Raw genomic sequence first — 16928 nt, 5'->3', positions numbered from 1 at the left:
TGTTGGCAAAGTCGGTGGTGTCGCCCACACCCGCCCTGCACTCAAGTGCAGGGCTAATAGCGAAAGTCCATTAAAATGGACTAAAAGATTAGTATTCAGTCCACTTGTAGGGGCGGGTTTAGCAAACATCCTTTGTTTCCTACAGATCGCCTCAGAACAAAACCCGCCCCTACTTAAGCTATTAGCTAGCGATTTGAATCGCTGGCGGGCCCCAAGCGAAGTCAGTAGCTTTGTGTAGAATTAAAATCTCATCAATTTACCAACAACATCTTCAAATCCCTGGCTAGTTCAACAATTGTCTCCTAATTGCTGTTCGCAAGCGCCGATACTTACCCAGGTGCTAGAACCATCTTCCCAGTGTTCTTTCTTCCAAATGGGGGCGTTGTGTTTGAGAGTATCGATCGCATATTGACAAGCTGCAAACGCTTCCCCTCGATGGGGACTACCAACCGCTACCAACACGCTGATTTCACCGATTCCCAAGCGTCCGATCCGATGGTGAATCGTTACCCGATTTACATCTTGCCACGTTTTGCGAAGATCGGCGGCAATTTGACGGAATACCTGAACCGCCATCGGCTCATAAGCTTGATATTCTAAGGCTACGACAGGCTTCCCATCGGTTTGGTTGCGAACCATCCCACTCATCAATACTACAGCACCGTTAGCGCGATCGTCTGCTAGTGCGTAGACTTCTTCGAGGGATAAGGGGGCAAAGGTAATGGCAAAATTATCTTCTGAGTGGCTGAGATTAGTCGCGGTTAAAGAAATAGTAGTTGTATTGTTCATAGAATTTCAATACAGATGTAGGGGTAATATCGTGTTAGTTTGCATCAAGTTATCTGTTTTTATCGTTGGTTAAATTTTTACCGCAGATGAAGACAGATGAACGCAGATGAACGCAGATAAGAGAAGAACGGGGATTTTTAGATAACCGACGTAACCGGACATGACCCTATATCTAGTTAGTAGTGTTGGAGAAATCTTTCAAATTTGAAATCTGAAATCTGAAATTTGAAATTAATTCCCACTTCCCTACAATCACGCCTTTCCGCCGCCTATCAAGTAAAGCAGCGCCATGCGAACAGCAACGCCGCTGGTAACTTGTTGGGAAATCAGACTAAACTGGGGGTCATCCATCAGATCGGAGCTAATTTCCACGCCGCGATTGACGGGACCCGGATGCAGTACTTTGACATCGGGTTTGCAGAGTTGAATGCGATCGCGCGTAATCCCAAACAACTGATGATATTCTCGTAAACTGGGCAACAAATGCTGACTCATCCTTTCCTTTTGCAGCCGCAACGTCATCACAAAATCGGCATCTTGTAAAGCCGGTTCCAAATCCCAATGCAAAAATAATTTTCCAGGTCTATGTTTACCATAATCGGCAAACAACAGAGGTAATAAAGTCGGCGGCCCAGCCAAATGGACTTCGGCTCCACTTCCCATTAAACTCCAGATATTAGAACGTGCGACCCGCGAATGTAGAATATCTCCGACGATCGCAATTTTTTTGTCCTTCAGCAATTCTAATCTAGGTCGGTCTGGGTCTAACGCAGAAGAAATGGTAAACAAATCCAGTAATGCTTGTGAAGGATGTTCGTGTTGACCATCACCAGCATTAAGCACACTCACCTGAGATTGTAGCCGATCCATCTCGTTTGCGATCGCTTGCGGCACACCCGCTTCCTTATGGCGAATCACCATAATATTCGTTCCCATCGCCAGATAAGTTATCGCCGTATCCAGGATAGTCTCCCCTTTCGTCAGAGAAGAAGTTGCCTGTGCAAAGCTAAGCGTATCCGCTGAGAGTCGCTTCGCCGCCAATTCAAAGCTATTGCGAGTCCGCGTAGAAGGCTCAAAAAATAAATTTGCCACCACCTGTCCTTGCAGCGTCGGTACTTTCTTCACCCGCCGCGACAGCACTTCCCGAAAACTAGCCGCAGTTTGTAGAACGGTATCATACTCAGATGGAACAAAATCAGCTAGGGAAATAACGTGGCGGCGCGTCCAAGTCGTAGTAGCCATGAGGGTAATTTAGCCAAATTACGTTGAAAATGTCTTCAAAGCGAATGAAATCATGGTTAGAAAAGTCAAGAATCCCACTGCATCCAGCAATGTAGTCAGCAAAGGCCCACTAATCAAAGCCGGATCGAGATTCACCCGCTTTAGTCCCATTGGCAACAACGTTCCCAAGGAAGCTGCTATCAACACATTAATAGACATCACCGAAGCGGCAATTAACGCCACCCATCGTTCGTTTGGGGGAGACCAAATCAGAGATAGAATGCCCAGAGAAAGGCCCAGCCCCAAGGCTGTACCCAATCCAGCCAGAACTTCTTTGCGGAGAATTTGCAGGGTATCTTGGGGTGTTACCTCACCCACGCCGAGTCCCCGCACTGTCACCGATAAAGCCTGAATAGCCACATTGCCGCTGGCATTGGACAAAATCGGCATAATGACTGCCAGAACGGGTACTAAGGAAATCACTTTCTGAAAAGGAGCGATCGCACTAGCAGCACCAATATATAAACCAATGTTACCCAGCAGCCACGGCAAGCGCTTGCGAAGTGTCACCAACGGAGGAGATAGTGCTGCTTCGTCACCGCCGCTGACCCCAGCCAACTTCTGGATATCCTCAGTAGCTTCTTCTTCTAAAATGTCTATAACATCATCGATAGTGATGATTCCCACCAGACGATCTTCGCGATCGACTACTGGCACTGCGATTAAATCATAGCGTTTCATCTGTCGCGCCACCTCTTCCTGCACCATGTCGGTGCGTACTTTAACGACGCGATGGCTAGCAATATCCCCTACCAAGACATCGGGAAACGTAAATAACAGTTGCCGCAAAGAAACCACCTTAAGCAGTTTGCGGTTGTCATCGGTGACGTAAGCATAGTAAATTGTTTCTTTATCTTCATCGCTCAACCGGATTTTGTTTAAAGCTTCTCCAACAGTCAATCCCTCCCGCAGTCGCACATATTCCGTCGTCATCACCCGACCCGCAGTGCCTTCTGGGTAGCCCAAAATCCTTGCCGTTGCCTGCCTTTCTTCGGAACTGAGCTGCTGTACGAGTCGCTTTACCACTCCAGCAGGCAATTCGTCAAACAATTCGGCCCGATCGTCGGGACGCATGGCATCTACAATTTGGCATACATGAGCGTTGTGCAGAGAATTAATCAATTCTTCCTGCACTTCAGGCGGTAGATACTCAAAGACATCAATAGCCTGATCTTTTTTGAGCAGGCGAAATGCTAGAGCACGACGTTCTACTGGCAAATCAGCAATGTAATCTCCCACATCTACAGCCGGGATGCGATTGAGTTCAGACTTTAGTTGATTTAAGTCAGCAATATCCGATAGTGCAACACGTCCTTCCTGAGTGAGCATAAAACCTCCCAATCTCCCACGCGCCGGGAGACAGGGCTTCACCAGGCGCTTAGGAGCTTACTACTGTGACTGGATGGACTTCGGTCCATGAAAGCATTTAATTGAATTCAACACTCGTATCTGCTATAACCTAGCGATACCAGTAAGTCTATGCTACTCCCAGAAGATTAATTGCACAATCCCTTTAAAGAGGGGCTAGGGACTAGGGACTAGGGGCTAGGGGAAGAAGGGAAGAAGAAGGCAGGTTACTCCCCACTCTCCCCCACTCTCCCACTCCCCCACTCTCCCCCTCTTCCCTAGCCCCTAGTCCCTAGTCCCTAGCCCCTTCTGACCCAAGCCCCTAGTTGTTCTTCGGTAGAAGATTTGTTAAAATCTCACCCACTGCCATCATCCAATACAGAGGTTTAATACCGATGGACATCAAATTAGTTCTAATAGGATTGACATTTGTATTTATCCTGTCCAGCCTGTTCTTTGGCACCAAAAATGGATTTTACGATTCGGACAACTACCACGGTAACGGTTCAGCGCACTAAAAAAGTCCACAGCCTCAGCCCAGAGGCTATACAAACTCTCGCCTGCCTACACAGGCCAAAAGAAATTTTTGGATTTTAGACCACTGGCGCGGTCTAAGTTCGTGTAGCCGCGCCTTTAGGCGTTAGGCTGTTACTCTGGGTGTGGTCATAAGTAGTTGGTTGAGAACGGGAAAAGGAGAAAGGAAAAAGGGAAAATACATTCTTTTTCCCCCTTACCCCCGATCCCTTCCCCAATCTCCACACCAACGGATTTTGACCGCAGCCTGTAACTCTTCCAGAGGGAGCATCGTGATCGAGCTGGAATGCTTACCCTATAGCGTGAATCATGCCGACGAAGGGGTCTGTCTGCTAGTGCGGATGGGGCCATATCGCATCATGTTCGACTGTGGGATGGAGAACATAACGCCCTTACAGGCAGATTTGAAGCAAGGACTGCCAGCTGACGTAGTGCTATGCAGTCACGCTCACCCCGATCATGCTAGGGGCTTTCTAGCGCTGCATCAAGCTTTCCCTCAGTTGCCAATTTACGCCAGCGAAGCAACAACTCAATTGTTGCCGCTGAATTGGCCGAGTTTAGACCCCAAGCAAATACCTCAATTTTGTCAAGCTTTGCCGTGGCGATCGCCTGTGGAGTTTCAGGACGGCCTCTGTGCCGAATTGTTTCCTGCCGGTCACCTACCGGGGGCTGCCGCCATCCGGCTGACCTACACCACTCCTCGCCGTACCTACACCCTCGTTTATACAGGTGACTTTTTCCTGTCCAACTCCCGTCTGGTGGAAGGGTTGCCTTTAGATGCTTTGCGCGGAGTAGAACCTGATGTACTGATTGTCGAGGGCACCTATGGCACGGCTCGTCATCCCCATCGGCGACAGCAGGAAAACCAGCTGGCAGAACGCATCAGCAGAGCGATCGCAAACGGTCAATCTGTACTCCTACCAGTGCCAACTTTGGGCCTCGGTCAGGAAATCCTCATGCTCCTACGCAGTCACCACCTATTCACAGGTCGCGACGTGGATATCTGGGTCGATGGCTCAATTGCCGCAGGTTGCGATGCCTATCTTAACCTCCTGCCTCACCTACCCGGCTCGGTACAGAATTTTTCCCGCCATCAACCCCTCTTTTGGGATGAACGAGTCCGTCCCCGCGTGCGTCGGCTACAACCGGAACAGCGTCAAATCGTCAGCAAGTCTCCCTGTATTGTTTTTACCGATGAAACAGCCGATCTGAGCTATTTTTGCCATGCAGATAGCGGTTCTTGGCTAATATTGCTCCCTCACCGACCGGGACGCCCAATCGGTCAGGAGTTCCAAGTCCTGATTTCTGACTCTGGCACAAACCCCGAACCATCCAAATCTCAAGGCAAACAGCAACTTACAGCACCTATTAGCGTCGAAAGCTATTTGTTAGCCCAGCATTGCGATGGCCCCGGCACTACCCAGCTGATCCATAACCTGCGTCCCCAGCACGTGGTGTTTATGCACGGCTCTCCCACCTACTTAGCAGACTTGACAAGTTTGGATGAGCTGCACAACCGCTATCATTTGCATTCCCCAGCTGCGGGAACGCTTGTCGAACTGCCAATTGGCGAGACATTTCTGCAACCTGCCGCACCGGAAACCAACTACGAAGGCGAACTAACGGAGTTGGGGACGGTGGTGACAATTACTCTCCCCGATGCCATTACCGTCGATCCGCGCTGGCAAAATTTTGCCGACACTGGTTTAATAGAGGCCCGCTGGCAAGGTGAGGAACTGGTATTGCGGGGGTTAACGCAACGGGAGTTGCTGACTCAAGGAAGCGATCGCATCCCCGCCGACTTAGCCTGCTGCGGCAGGTGCCTCCACCAGCGCGGACAGCGCTGTTGGAATCAGGCATCGCCCCTGTTTGGCTTCAAGGTAACACCCGATGGTTACTGTCCTGTTTTTGAACCCTCTGCTACTCAACCCCGATCCTTGAGGGAAGATGAACAAAATAATTGACCTTTGAAATTATTGGTTTGGTCGCCAGCCTAATTCATCCATAGAGTCAATCCAAAATCCTCTCATCAATTGACAGACAAAATTTTTGCCCAGCGCTGGGGATATAACGCTGGGCAAAAATGGAATTCACCAAACTCAAGCGCACCCACCAACAGCACTAATCTGAATTGGCGTCAGGGTAATGGTTGCGAATTTGTTCTGCTTCGGGACAATCGTCCGAAACTAAAGGTTCTACATTACCTTTTGGCACAGAAGCTAACTTCTGACTAACCGCACCAATGCTTTCCAGCCGCACCATCTCTTCCCAAGAAGAAATTTCATCTTCTTCATCTGTTTCATAACGCAACGTTACTAAATCCCCTTCAATGTCGATGATGCGAGCGCGTTCGAGCCAACGTTGCTGGTCCCGCAAGAAAACACAGACTTCACGACCATCGCAACAGAGTTGATAGATCTTGCGGTGTAGCATATATTGTTTCTCCTGAACAGGGAACTCTTGAACGCACCCCAACTAAATCAAAGATTATAGTTGAGGATTCTTTCGCTTAGAAATACTAAATCTCTCAATGTTACCAGAAATACTGGCTTTCTTTGTTTGTCTATAGAACTTTTGCTCTTTGAGCAATTCAGTCAAAAGTAATTGTTTGACTTTTTATTTCTAAGACAAAGCATTTTTGGTTTACTTGGTCTATGTCTCCAGCTTTTACCAGCTTTTACACTACCGAGTTTACCAATGAATGAATTGATTGTTTGCCATTAAGAGCAGTTTACAACGAATCCAGAAAGATCGAAAAAGCGATAATTAACCTAAGTTGCTAGTTATATCGTTGAGGCTGGTAGGGGCGTTCGCTACAACGTGCCGAGTTCATTAGGATTTTTGGAGATGCAACGGCCAAGCATCGCAATTTATTGGCAAAAATGCTTCGCCCCTGTAGTAGGTGAAAAGGGTATGGTATAAGCTAGGTAACCCAGTCCACTTAACATCTAAGCTTTTCCCAAAAATGCTGTATCGTGTTTCTGCTCCAGCACGGAAGCTGGCAAAACTAAAAAAGAAAAAAACAATCATCAGAAGTCAGAAGAAGGTTTTGTTTAGTATATAAGAATTTGGCTTCTAATTCTGGTTTCTGGATATTCGCTCCTGGATTCTTAACTTTTTACTTTTTGCTTCCCAAAGGGAAAAGCTTTTCCCTTTGGCTTAGTCTGCTATCAGTACAGGGTAGGGTTTATACCTACGAGGATCGCGCTCAAATTCGTTACCCTGGATTCACGCTCACTCAGAAGGAGTGAAATTCCTATCAAGCAGCGTCAAGCAGCCTATTGCCGGAATCCAGCTTGGAACTTGTCTGCGCGTATCCTAACACAAAAGAGACGCTTTCATCTTAATTTTCAGCTTCCAGTAAGATAAAAGCTAAAAATTTCGCTTTTTTAATTTTGCGCCATACCTTCTCAAACTAATGAGTATTCCTATATAGATTTTATAATATTCAGGCCAAATCGGCGAACTGGCAGACTCTATTTTCTGTCTAAATTTGCACTTTACTCAAGCGGCTGCGCCAAAAACTTGAGAGTCACAAAATATTATAACGGCAAAGTCCCTATTTGAGGGTTTCGCCGTTAGTCACCACCACAAACTAGGCCAAGCTTATGCCAGTGGGCGTGTATTTAGGAATACAAAAAATTCTCTTAGCAAGGTACGGCAGTCGGTTGCATGGATCTTAAATAAACTTGGCCGTACTCCACTAGGCTTCGTGTCACATCTCCGCGTGCCTCTCTTTCAATCTGACCTGAGTGGAGGGCTTTGTATAGAGTGACAACGGCGTCTAAATCCGCTGACTGGTAGCCCTTATTAGCCAGTACCTGGCCAATCAGACCTTCAGAAGCAACACTTAAACACCCTGTTTGAAAAGCAGACTTTACCAGTGAGCGAATCATAACGTCTCAGCGAATCCTAGATGCGTTAATCGTTATTATCAGTATCAAACATCTCTGTGATTAAGTAAATGATGGAGATCCGCCGCAGCTTGTGATAAATTACCTCATTGTGCTGTGATTTAGGTCACTGAGGCTCAAAGTTGTTGATTTGGGCTACGGACAGTCTAGTCGTGCTGTGTATGGTTTGCGTAAGACTACAACAGAGACATTGGACTTATGTAATAGCTTATATGGATTAATGTAAAGAATGTGTAAAGAACACAGGGGTATATGTAGAAAAGTTCGTGAAGATTCGGAAAATGTGGCGTCCCTTGCAGGGCAATAGGTTCACCGAAGGCCAGAAGTTACAATCTATGCTGCGTGGGGTAGGCACTCGCTTCACCCATTGGTGGCCTTGACTACTCTTTTTGGAGACCGATCGCTTGTAAAGTAGTGGGATTACCATAATTGTTGAAGAGCAGGAACAGCACCAGTGTTGGCGATCGCACTTAAAGAGCAGCAATACAAAACCTACATTCTCTCGGACGAAACAGCCCAATCCGAGCTAGAAGTCGTTCCAGAGCGAGGCGGCATCATTACCAGATGGCGCGTTCAAGGTCAAGAAATTCTCTACCTAGACGCAGAGAGATTTGCCAATCCAAACTTGAGCGTCCGTGGCGGGATACCTATCTTGTTTCCCATTTGCGGCAACTTACCTGACAACACCTACACCTATCACAAACGGGTGCATTCAACACCAATGGACGATCTAGGGAACAAAGGGGACAAGGAAGAGTCTTCTTCCCAACCAACTACTTATGATGAAACCTATAACGAAAAACAATATACGCTCAAGCAACATGGCTTTGCTCGCGACCTTCCCTGGGAAGTCACCCAGCAAGTTACGCAAGACTTTGTAAGCCTTACCCTAGTTCTGGAAAGCAACGAACAAACGCGAGAAGTTTACCCCTTTGACTTTAAAGTAGCTTTTACTTACCAGCTAAAGGGCAATCGGCTCGAAATTCGCCAGCGCTATACCAATTGCTCCAATGAGCAGATGCCCTTTTCTACAGGTCTGCATCCTTATTTTTATACCACGGATAAGACTCAGTTGCAGTTTCGGATTCCCGCCAAGGAATACCAAAACCAACTTACCAAGACAGTACATCCCTTCACGGGTAGCTTTGATTTCGATACCGACGAAATCGATGTGGCATTCCGGGATATTAACAGTCCTTTCGCCAGCGTGACTGACTCGGGTCGCAACTTGCGGTTAAGCCTGAGTTACGATGAAGCCTTCTCTACACTGGTGTTCTGGACGGTTAAAGGTAAAGATTATTACTGCTTGGAACCTTGGACGGCTTCTCGTAACGCGCTAAATACGGGTGAGCATCTGATTCGCTTGGAACCAGATGCTACTTTTGAAACGGTAGTGGGGTTGATGGTTAATTTTCTCTTTTGAAGTCGGGGCGATCGCACTACCACACAGTTTAGCTGAGGGGAGCGAGCGTTTGCTATTCAGTTATAACTGTCGAGCGATCGCGAAAGGCAATCTAGACAACAGGGTATTTCCGATCTTTTTTTCAAAAAAACCCTTGACAAACTCTTTTTATCTGTGTTAACTTGATGAACGTTGTCTAAAAAACAATTTTTCTGGGTCGCTAACTCAATGGTAGAGTACTCGGCTTTTAACCGAATAGTTCCGGGTTCGAGTCCCGGGCGACCCATTTTTAATAAAATCCGTCCAAAAGCTCGATCGCTCAATCTATAGATATATTCCCTGATAGGTTGTAAACTATCTTAAGATTATTGTAAGAATTTCGCTCGTCTAAGACTAACGAGCTGACGACAAACCATTAGGAGGACAATTTATGGCGCTTGTACCCATGCGGCTGCTGTTGGATCACGCGGCTGAGAACGGATACGGTATTCCAGCTTATAACGTCAACAACATGGAGCAGATCCAAGCCATCATGCAGGCTGCTAATGAAACGAACAGCCCCGTGATTTTGCAAGCTTCTCGCGGTGCCCGCAAGTATGCTGGAGAAAATTTCCTGCGCCATTTGATTTTGGCCGCAGTGGAAACCTATCCTCACATCCCCATTGTCATGCACCAAGATCATGGCAATGAACCAGCCACGTGCTACTCTGCCATTCGCAACGGTTTCACCAGCGTGATGATGGACGGCTCCTTAGAAGCCGATGCCAAAACTCCAGCTAGCTTCGAGTACAACGTCAATGTCACTCGTGAAGTGGTGAAAGTTGCCCACTCCGTCGGCGCTAGCGTCGAAGGCGAACTGGGTTGCTTGGGTTCTTTGGAAACGGGCATGGGTGAAGCGGAAGACGGACACGGTGCTGAAGGTGTTCTCTCTCACGATCAACTATTGACCGATCCCGACGAAGCCGTAAACTTTGTGGAAGCAACTCAAGTAGATGCTTTGGCTGTGGCAATTGGCACTAGCCACGGTGCTTACAAGTTCACCCGCAAGCCGACTGGGGAAATCCTGGCCATCAGCCGCATTGAAGAAATTCACCGCCGCCTGCCAAATACCCACTTGGTAATGCACGGTTCTTCCTCTGTGCCAGAAGATTTATTGGCTATCATTAACCAGAACGGCGGTACTATCCCGGAAACCTACGGCGTGCCGGTTGAAGAAATCCAAAAGGGTATCAAGAGCGGTGTCCGTAAAGTGAATATTGATACCGACAACCGTTTGGCTATTACCGCAGCGGTGCGGGAAGCCTTGTTTAAAGATACGAAGGAATTCGACCCCCGTCACTTCCTGAAGCCTTCGATTAAGTATATGCAGAAGGTTTGTGCCGATCGCTATAACCAGTTTAGCACTGCTGGCAATGCTACCAAGATCAAGCAAATGTCTCTGGATGACTATGCTGCTAAGTATGCTAAGGGCGAGTTAAACGCTGTAGCTAAGAAGGCTGTGACTGTCTAAATAGCTGAGCCTCTGGTAATACTTTGTTAAATTTTGTGGGTAGCTTGAAAGCTACCCTTTTTTTGCTCACAAAAAAGTAAAGTACGTTAATAGATTTAGGTACGAGTCCACGCCAAATTGTTATAAATGTATCAGGGGTGAGTGCGATCGCATCTCTGTTAAGTTTTATCCCGTAGATTGAAAAATATTTCCAACTCGTCAACCGATTTTGGATTTACCCCGCCCACAAGGGGACTCGGCTGCTGAGGATTTTAGATGAGAGGATTTACGATTTGTTTCGTCCACTCCAAGACTCGGCATGAACCGAAAAATTTTAATCCAAAATCCAAAATCCAAAATACCCACTCAAACTCTCAACCATCCCTATATTGCGAAAACAACTGCCATGTTGACTCTTCTCGGCTACAAAATAACTCAAGAAATTCATGAAGGAATAAATACTCTTATTTATCGCGGGATTAGAGAGCGGGATGAGCAACCAGTCATCATCAAAATCCTTAAAGCCCAATATCCCACCCTAGAACACATTACCAGATTAAAACACGAATATAAAATCACCCAAAACTTAAGCCTAGAGGGTGTTGTCAAAGTTTATAACCTCGAAGACCATCAAAACCGTCTTGCTCTGATCTTAGAAGACTTTGGTGGTGAATCGCTAACCAAAATTTTATCAAGCCAAAAACCTAATCTAACGACATTTTTAAGAATCGCCATTCAAATTACTCAAGCTTTATCTTCACTCCATCAAAACCAGATTATTCACAAAGATATTAAACCTTCAAACATCATCATCAACCGTCAAACAGGCGATGTAAAACTCACCGACTTCAGCATCGCCAGCCGACTGGGTAAAGAAAATCCCCAAATTAATAATCTTAACCAAGTTGAAGGGACACTCGCCTATATGTCTCCCGAACAAACGGGGAGAATGAATCGCAGCCTCGACTATCGTACCGACTTTTATTCCCTTGGTGTCACCTTTTACGAAATGCTCGCAGGTCAATTACCTTTTCAAAGTAATGACACCCTGGAACTCGTTCACCTTCACATTGCCAAACAACCCACTCCGCCCCAGCAATTGAACCCAGAAATTCCCCAAGCTATATCTGAGATAGTGATGAAGCTGATGGCTAAAAATGCCGAAAACCGCTATCAAAGTGTTTTAGGAATTAAAGCAGATTTAGAAAAGTGTCTTTCCCAATTGCAAAGCGAAGGAAAAATTACTAACTTTATACCTGGACAATTAGATCGTTCTGGACAATTACTTATTCCCCAGAAATTATATGGGAGAGAAAACGAAGTAAGCCAGTTACTAGCTGCCTTTGAAAGAGTCAGCTTTGGCAATAGTGAAATGATGCTAGTGAGCGGTTACTCTGGCATCGGCAAATCTTCCCTTGTAAATGAAGTACATAAACCGATCCTGCGACAACGGGGATATTTTATTAGTGGAAAATTTGACCAATTTAAGCGCAATATTCCTTATGCTTCGTTAATTCAAGCTTTTCAGTCCTTGATGCGGCAGCTACTAACTGAAAATGCGGCAAAATTGCAAGGGTGGAAAGAGAAACTCTTGGCTGTCTTGGGTGCAAATGGTCAAGTTATTATTGACGTAATTCCCGAAGTTGAGATGATCGTTGGCAAACAACCAAAAGTGCCGCAAGTAGGGCTAACAGAATCCGAAAATCGTTTTAATAGAATATTTAAAGAATTTATCCATGTTTTCGCCAAAAAAGAACATCCTCTAGTCATATTTTTAGATGACCTCCAGTGGGCTGATTCCGCCTCGCTGAAATTAATGCAATTGCTGATTACTGACTCGGATAGCCAATATCTATTACTAATGGGAGCTTATAGGGATAACGAAGTCAGCCCCACCCATCTTTTGATGCAAACGTTGGACGAGATTAAAAAAATAGGAGCAACTGTCAATAACATCATTCTCCAAGCTTTAGATCTTACTCACATCAAACAACTGATTGCCGATACGCTGAGTGAGTCTCACAGTTCGAGAAATCGGGTTTCTGAATTGGCCAATCTGCTTTTTAATAAAACCCAGGGCAATCCCTTTTTCCTTACTCAGATGCTCCGCGCACTCTATCAAGAAGAACTGCTGAACTTTGATTTTATAGAAGGGCGGTGGTTATGGAATATCGAGCAGATCCAAGCGGTCGGCATCACTGATAAGAGTGTCGTCGAACTAATTGCAGATAGCATTCAAAAGCTGCAAGAAAATACTCAGGAAGTCTTAAAGTTAGCGGCTTGTATTGGCAACCAATTTACATTAGATGTTTTGGCAATTGTGCATGAAGAGTCGTTGTCAATAACAGCAGAGCAAATGTGGGCATTGCTGCAAGCGGGTTTGATTCTCCCCCTGACTAATGACTACAAAATACCATTAGTGTTTGCACAAGAGGAAATGGATGTTATTATTTTCAAGGATTTACGAATTTCCTATAAATTCTTACACGATCGAGTGCAGCAAGCGGCTTATTCACTGATTCCCGACGACCGGAAGAAAGAAACGCATCGGAAAATCGGTCAACTACTGTTGAAGAATACACCGCCAGCAATGCGGGAGGAAAATATCTTTGATATTGTGAACCAACTGAACATAGGGGTTGACTCTATCAGCGAACAGTTAGAAAGAGATGAGTTGGCTTTTTTGAATCTGATTGCTGGCAAAAAAGCGAAGGCATCGGCGGCGTATCAACCTGCGTTTAATTACTTGCAGACTAGCGTAAAGCTGCTAGGAGAAGATACCTGGCTTCGTCAGTATGACCTGACGCTGGAGGTCTATGTGGAAGCAGGAGAGGCGGCGTATCTCAGTATCGAGTTTGAGCAGATGGAGCAATTGATACAGATAGTACTAAAACAAGCGCGATCGCTACTGGACAAAGTGAAGGTATATGAAGTCACAATTCAAGCATATATAGCGCAAAACAAACCGCTTTCAGGGATAAGCACTGCGCTAGAAGTTCTAAATTTGTTGGGAATACAGTTTCCCCAAAAGCCTAGTACGTTGAATATTGTGCTTGGATTGCTGGAAACAAAATTAGCTTTGGCTTCCAAACGAATCGAAGACTTAATCAACCTGCCAGAAATGACCGAATTGAGCAAACTGGCAGCAATGCGTGTTTTATCGAAGGTATTTTCTGCGACTTATTTTGCTATTCCTGAACTGGTGCCTTTAGTAGTGTTTAAACAGGTCAATTTATCAGTAAAACATGGTAACACTTCTGTGTCTGCTTTTGCGTATGCCCTTTACGGACTAATTCTCTGTGGGCGAGTAGGGGACATTGATTCTGGTTATCGATTTGGGCAACTTGCTTTAAGTCTCCTGGAAAAATTAAATGCCAAAGAATACAAAGCAAAAACGATCATTATAGTTAATTGCTTCGTAAGACACTGGAAAGAGTCTGTCAGAGAAATATTGCCATCTTGTCTGGATAATTATCAAAATGGACTGGACACAGGAGATTTAGAATATGCTGCTCATTCTATAAATATACACTCTTACTATTCATATTTGAGTGGTAAGGAACTGACAGATGTTTGCAAGGTGATGGGTTTCGCCAGTGATGCGATCGATCGACTCAAGCAAGAAACAATCTTGCAGTGGAATATAATATATAGGCAGACAGTTCTAAACTTGTTGGGGCAGTCGGAAAATCCGTGCCAGCTGATCGGAGAGTCTTACAATGAAGAACTTAAACTGCCGCTGCATCAGCAAGCGAACGATAAAACTTCTGTTTTCTTTTTATACTTTAACAAAATGGTTCTGAATTATCTGTTTAAAGAGCATAATCAAGCTTTTGAAAATGCAAATCTAGCAGAACAGGATTTAGAGGCTGTAACGGGGACGCTAACTTTTCCTGTATTCTATTTCTACGACTCTCTGGTAAGGCTAGGGGTGTATGCTTTTTCTCCTAAATCCGCACAAAAGCGCATTCTTGTGAAAGTAACAGCTAACCAGAAAAAAATGAAGAACTGGGCGCATTATGCTCCCACGAATCATCTGCACAAATTTTATCTGGTAGAGGCAGAACTTTGTAGGGTTATGGGGCAAAATGTGAAAGCGGGGGAATATTTCGATCGGGCCATTAAAGGAGCCGCAGAAAATGGCTACATCCAAGAAGAAGCCTTAGCATACGAATTAGCTGGAGAATTTTATCAATCCCTTGGCAAAGACATAATCTCTCACGCATATTTAACTAAAGCTTATTACGCTTACATTCGCTGGGGAGCCACAGCCAAAGTTAAAAATTTAGAATCCAAACATCTCCATTTAGTTGCACAAACTCGCACCCCAAAAACTGTTAGTTTCGACATCACTCGCGTCACTACCACCACTAGCAGCAGCGGCTTCAACAGTTCCTTGGACTTAGCGACGTTTATCAAAGCTTCTCAAGCCATTACTAGCGAAATTATACTGGAAAGATTGTTGATTAAATTAATCAAAATCCTCTTAGAAAATGCTGCTGCCCAAAAAGGATTTGTGGTTTTATTTAAAGACAATCAACTTTTCATAGAAGCCTCAAAAACTGACACAGAAGACGAAGTTACCGTTCTCCAATCTATTCCCATAGAAACCAGTCAAGAATTACCAATATCCATAGTTAACTACGTCTTCAGAACTCAAGAAAATTTGGTCTTAAACGATGCCATTCAAGCTGAAACCTTCGCAACAGACCCCTACATCTTAAATCATCAACCCCAATCAATCCTGTGTTACCCTATTATCTATCAAACAAAGCTGCAAGGCATTATTTATCTAGAAAACAACCTAACTTCAGGAGCATTTACACCTGAGAGATTAGAAATACTAAAACTATTAACTTCCCAAGTGGCAATTGCTATAGAAAATGCCCGTTTTTATAGACGAGAGCAAGAAAAATCCCAACAACTTGCACAATCGTTGGAAAAACTGAAACAAACTCAAGCTCAACTCGTTCAAACAGAAAAAATATCGAGTTTAGGACAATTAGTAGCTGGAGTAGCCCATGAAGTTAATAACCCCGTTAACTTCCTCTCCGGCAACCTGCATCATGCCAATGAGTATGTCCAAGATTTACTGAAACACCTGCAACTTTATCAGCAACATTATCCCAATCCCCCAGTCGAAATTATAGAAAATTCCCAGGATATTGAATTGGAATTCTTGGCTGAAGATTTGCCCAAAATGATTTCTTCCATGCAACTGGGAACTGACCGCATCCGGGAGATTATGCAGTCTTTACGCAATTTCTCGCGGGTTGATGAAGCTGAGAAAAAGTTTGTTGATATTCATTCTGGGATTGATAGTACTCTGATGATTTTGCAGCATCGTTTGAAAGCAAAGCCACAACGTCCGGGGATTCAAGTGATTAAAAAATATGGGGAATTGCCTTTAGTGGAATGCTACCCCGGACAACTTAATCAGGTGTTTATGAATCTGCTGGCTAATGCTATTGATGCGTTGGAAGAATATAACAATGGGCGGACGTTTACTGAAATTGAGCGAAATCCCAATATCATCACCATCCTCACTCAAGTCATATCGTTTCCGGTTGTGTCTGAATCATTATGGCCGCAGAGGGGCAACCCCACCCCCTACCCCTCCCCGTCCCACGGGGAGGGGAGAAGGAGAGAGGGGCAGAGGGGAAAAACGAACAATTTTGACGCAGACGAATTTGATATCAAGTATCAGGAAAAAGAATGCAACCCCAAATCCAAAATCCTCTCTTGCGAAGGTGGGCATCGTGACGGGAACCGCCAAGACGCCCACTTCGCGCAAAATCCAAAATCGGTTGTGATTCGGATTGCCGACAACGGGCCGGGAATACCGGAGTCTGTCCAACAACGGCTATTCGATCCGTTTTTTACGACTAAACCAGTGGGGAAAGGAACTGGTTTAGGGTTATCTATTAGTTACCAAATTGTTACGGAGAAGCACAAAGGGAGGATCGACTGCATTTCAGCACCGGGACAAGGGGCGGAATTTGCGATCGAAATTCCGGTGAGGCAGCATTCTGAAAAAAGCGCTAATGGCTAATTGTCATTAGTCATTAGTCACTAGGAAAGGGAAGATTGAAGAATTGCAGATTTTAAATTTATTTTTAATTGACAATTTTAAGTCTGAAATCTTAAATCTGAAATTTTCCAATGACTAATG

Annotated in this window: 9 protein-coding genes and 1 tRNA gene; 5 read left to right on the top strand and 5 right to left on the bottom strand. The window is 45.1% G+C overall.

The features are described 5' to 3' along the window. Positions 1-288: 288 nt before the first annotated feature. The 3 genes from LAY41_RS08675 to mgtE form a co-directional block, all read right to left on the bottom strand. Complete coding sequence (locus tag LAY41_RS08675) at positions 289-789, bottom strand: molybdenum cofactor biosynthesis protein MoaE (protein ID WP_249096448.1); 501 nt, start codon at positions 787-789, stop codon at positions 289-291. Between the two features lie 252 nt (positions 790-1041). Further along, positions 1042-2031, bottom strand: coding sequence for an aspartate carbamoyltransferase catalytic subunit (locus LAY41_RS08670; protein ID WP_249096447.1), 990 nt, complete (start codon positions 2029-2031; stop codon positions 1042-1044). Between the two features lie 18 nt (positions 2032-2049). Beyond that, positions 2050-3399: a magnesium transporter gene (gene mgtE, locus LAY41_RS08665; RefSeq protein WP_249096446.1), complete on the bottom strand. Its 1350-nt coding sequence runs from the start codon at positions 3397-3399 to the stop codon at positions 2050-2052. Between the two features lie 827 nt (positions 3400-4226). Between mgtE and LAY41_RS08660 the strand changes: the two genes are divergently transcribed. Beyond that, complete coding sequence (locus tag LAY41_RS08660) at positions 4227-5915, top strand: MBL fold metallo-hydrolase (protein ID WP_249096865.1); 1689 nt, start codon at positions 4227-4229, stop codon at positions 5913-5915. Positions 5916-6072: 157 nt separating this feature from the next. Here the strand turns inward: LAY41_RS08660 and LAY41_RS08655 are convergent, their stop codons facing one another. Together LAY41_RS08655 and LAY41_RS08650 are read right to left on the bottom strand one after the other, a co-directional pair. Continuing rightward, on the bottom strand, positions 6073-6384 hold the full coding sequence (locus LAY41_RS08655) for a DUF6679 family protein (protein ID WP_249096445.1): 312 nt from the start codon (positions 6382-6384) through the stop codon (positions 6073-6075). 1214 nt (positions 6385-7598) lie between these two features. Then, a complete protein-coding gene (locus tag LAY41_RS08650) occupies positions 7599-7847 on the bottom strand; it encodes a hypothetical protein (protein WP_249096444.1) in 249 nt (82 codons plus the stop codon). A gap of 472 nt (positions 7848-8319) precedes the next feature. Between LAY41_RS08650 and LAY41_RS08645 the strand changes: the two genes are divergently transcribed. From LAY41_RS08645 to LAY41_RS08630, 4 genes are all read left to right on the top strand, one after another. Further along, a complete protein-coding gene (locus tag LAY41_RS08645; RefSeq protein ID WP_249096443.1) occupies positions 8320-9288 on the top strand; it encodes an aldose epimerase family protein in 969 nt (322 codons plus the stop codon). Between the two features lie 193 nt (positions 9289-9481). Continuing rightward, positions 9482-9553, top strand: a tRNA-Lys gene (locus LAY41_RS08640). A gap of 144 nt (positions 9554-9697) precedes the next feature. Next, on the top strand, positions 9698-10777 hold the full coding sequence (fba, locus tag LAY41_RS08635; protein ID WP_249096441.1) for a class II fructose-bisphosphate aldolase: 1080 nt from the start codon (positions 9698-9700) through the stop codon (positions 10775-10777). Positions 10778-11162: 385 nt separating this feature from the next. After that, complete coding sequence (locus LAY41_RS08630) at positions 11163-16808, top strand: trifunctional serine/threonine-protein kinase/ATP-binding protein/sensor histidine kinase (RefSeq protein WP_420840310.1); 5646 nt, start codon at positions 11163-11165, stop codon at positions 16806-16808. Positions 16809-16928: the final 120 nt, after the last annotated feature.

The sequence above is a fragment of the Argonema galeatum A003/A1 genome (assembly GCF_023333595.1).
Classification (GTDB): domain Bacteria; phylum Cyanobacteriota; class Cyanobacteriia; order Cyanobacteriales; family Aerosakkonemataceae; genus Argonema; species Argonema galeatum.
This window is presented reverse-complemented; position numbering and strand designations above follow the sequence as displayed.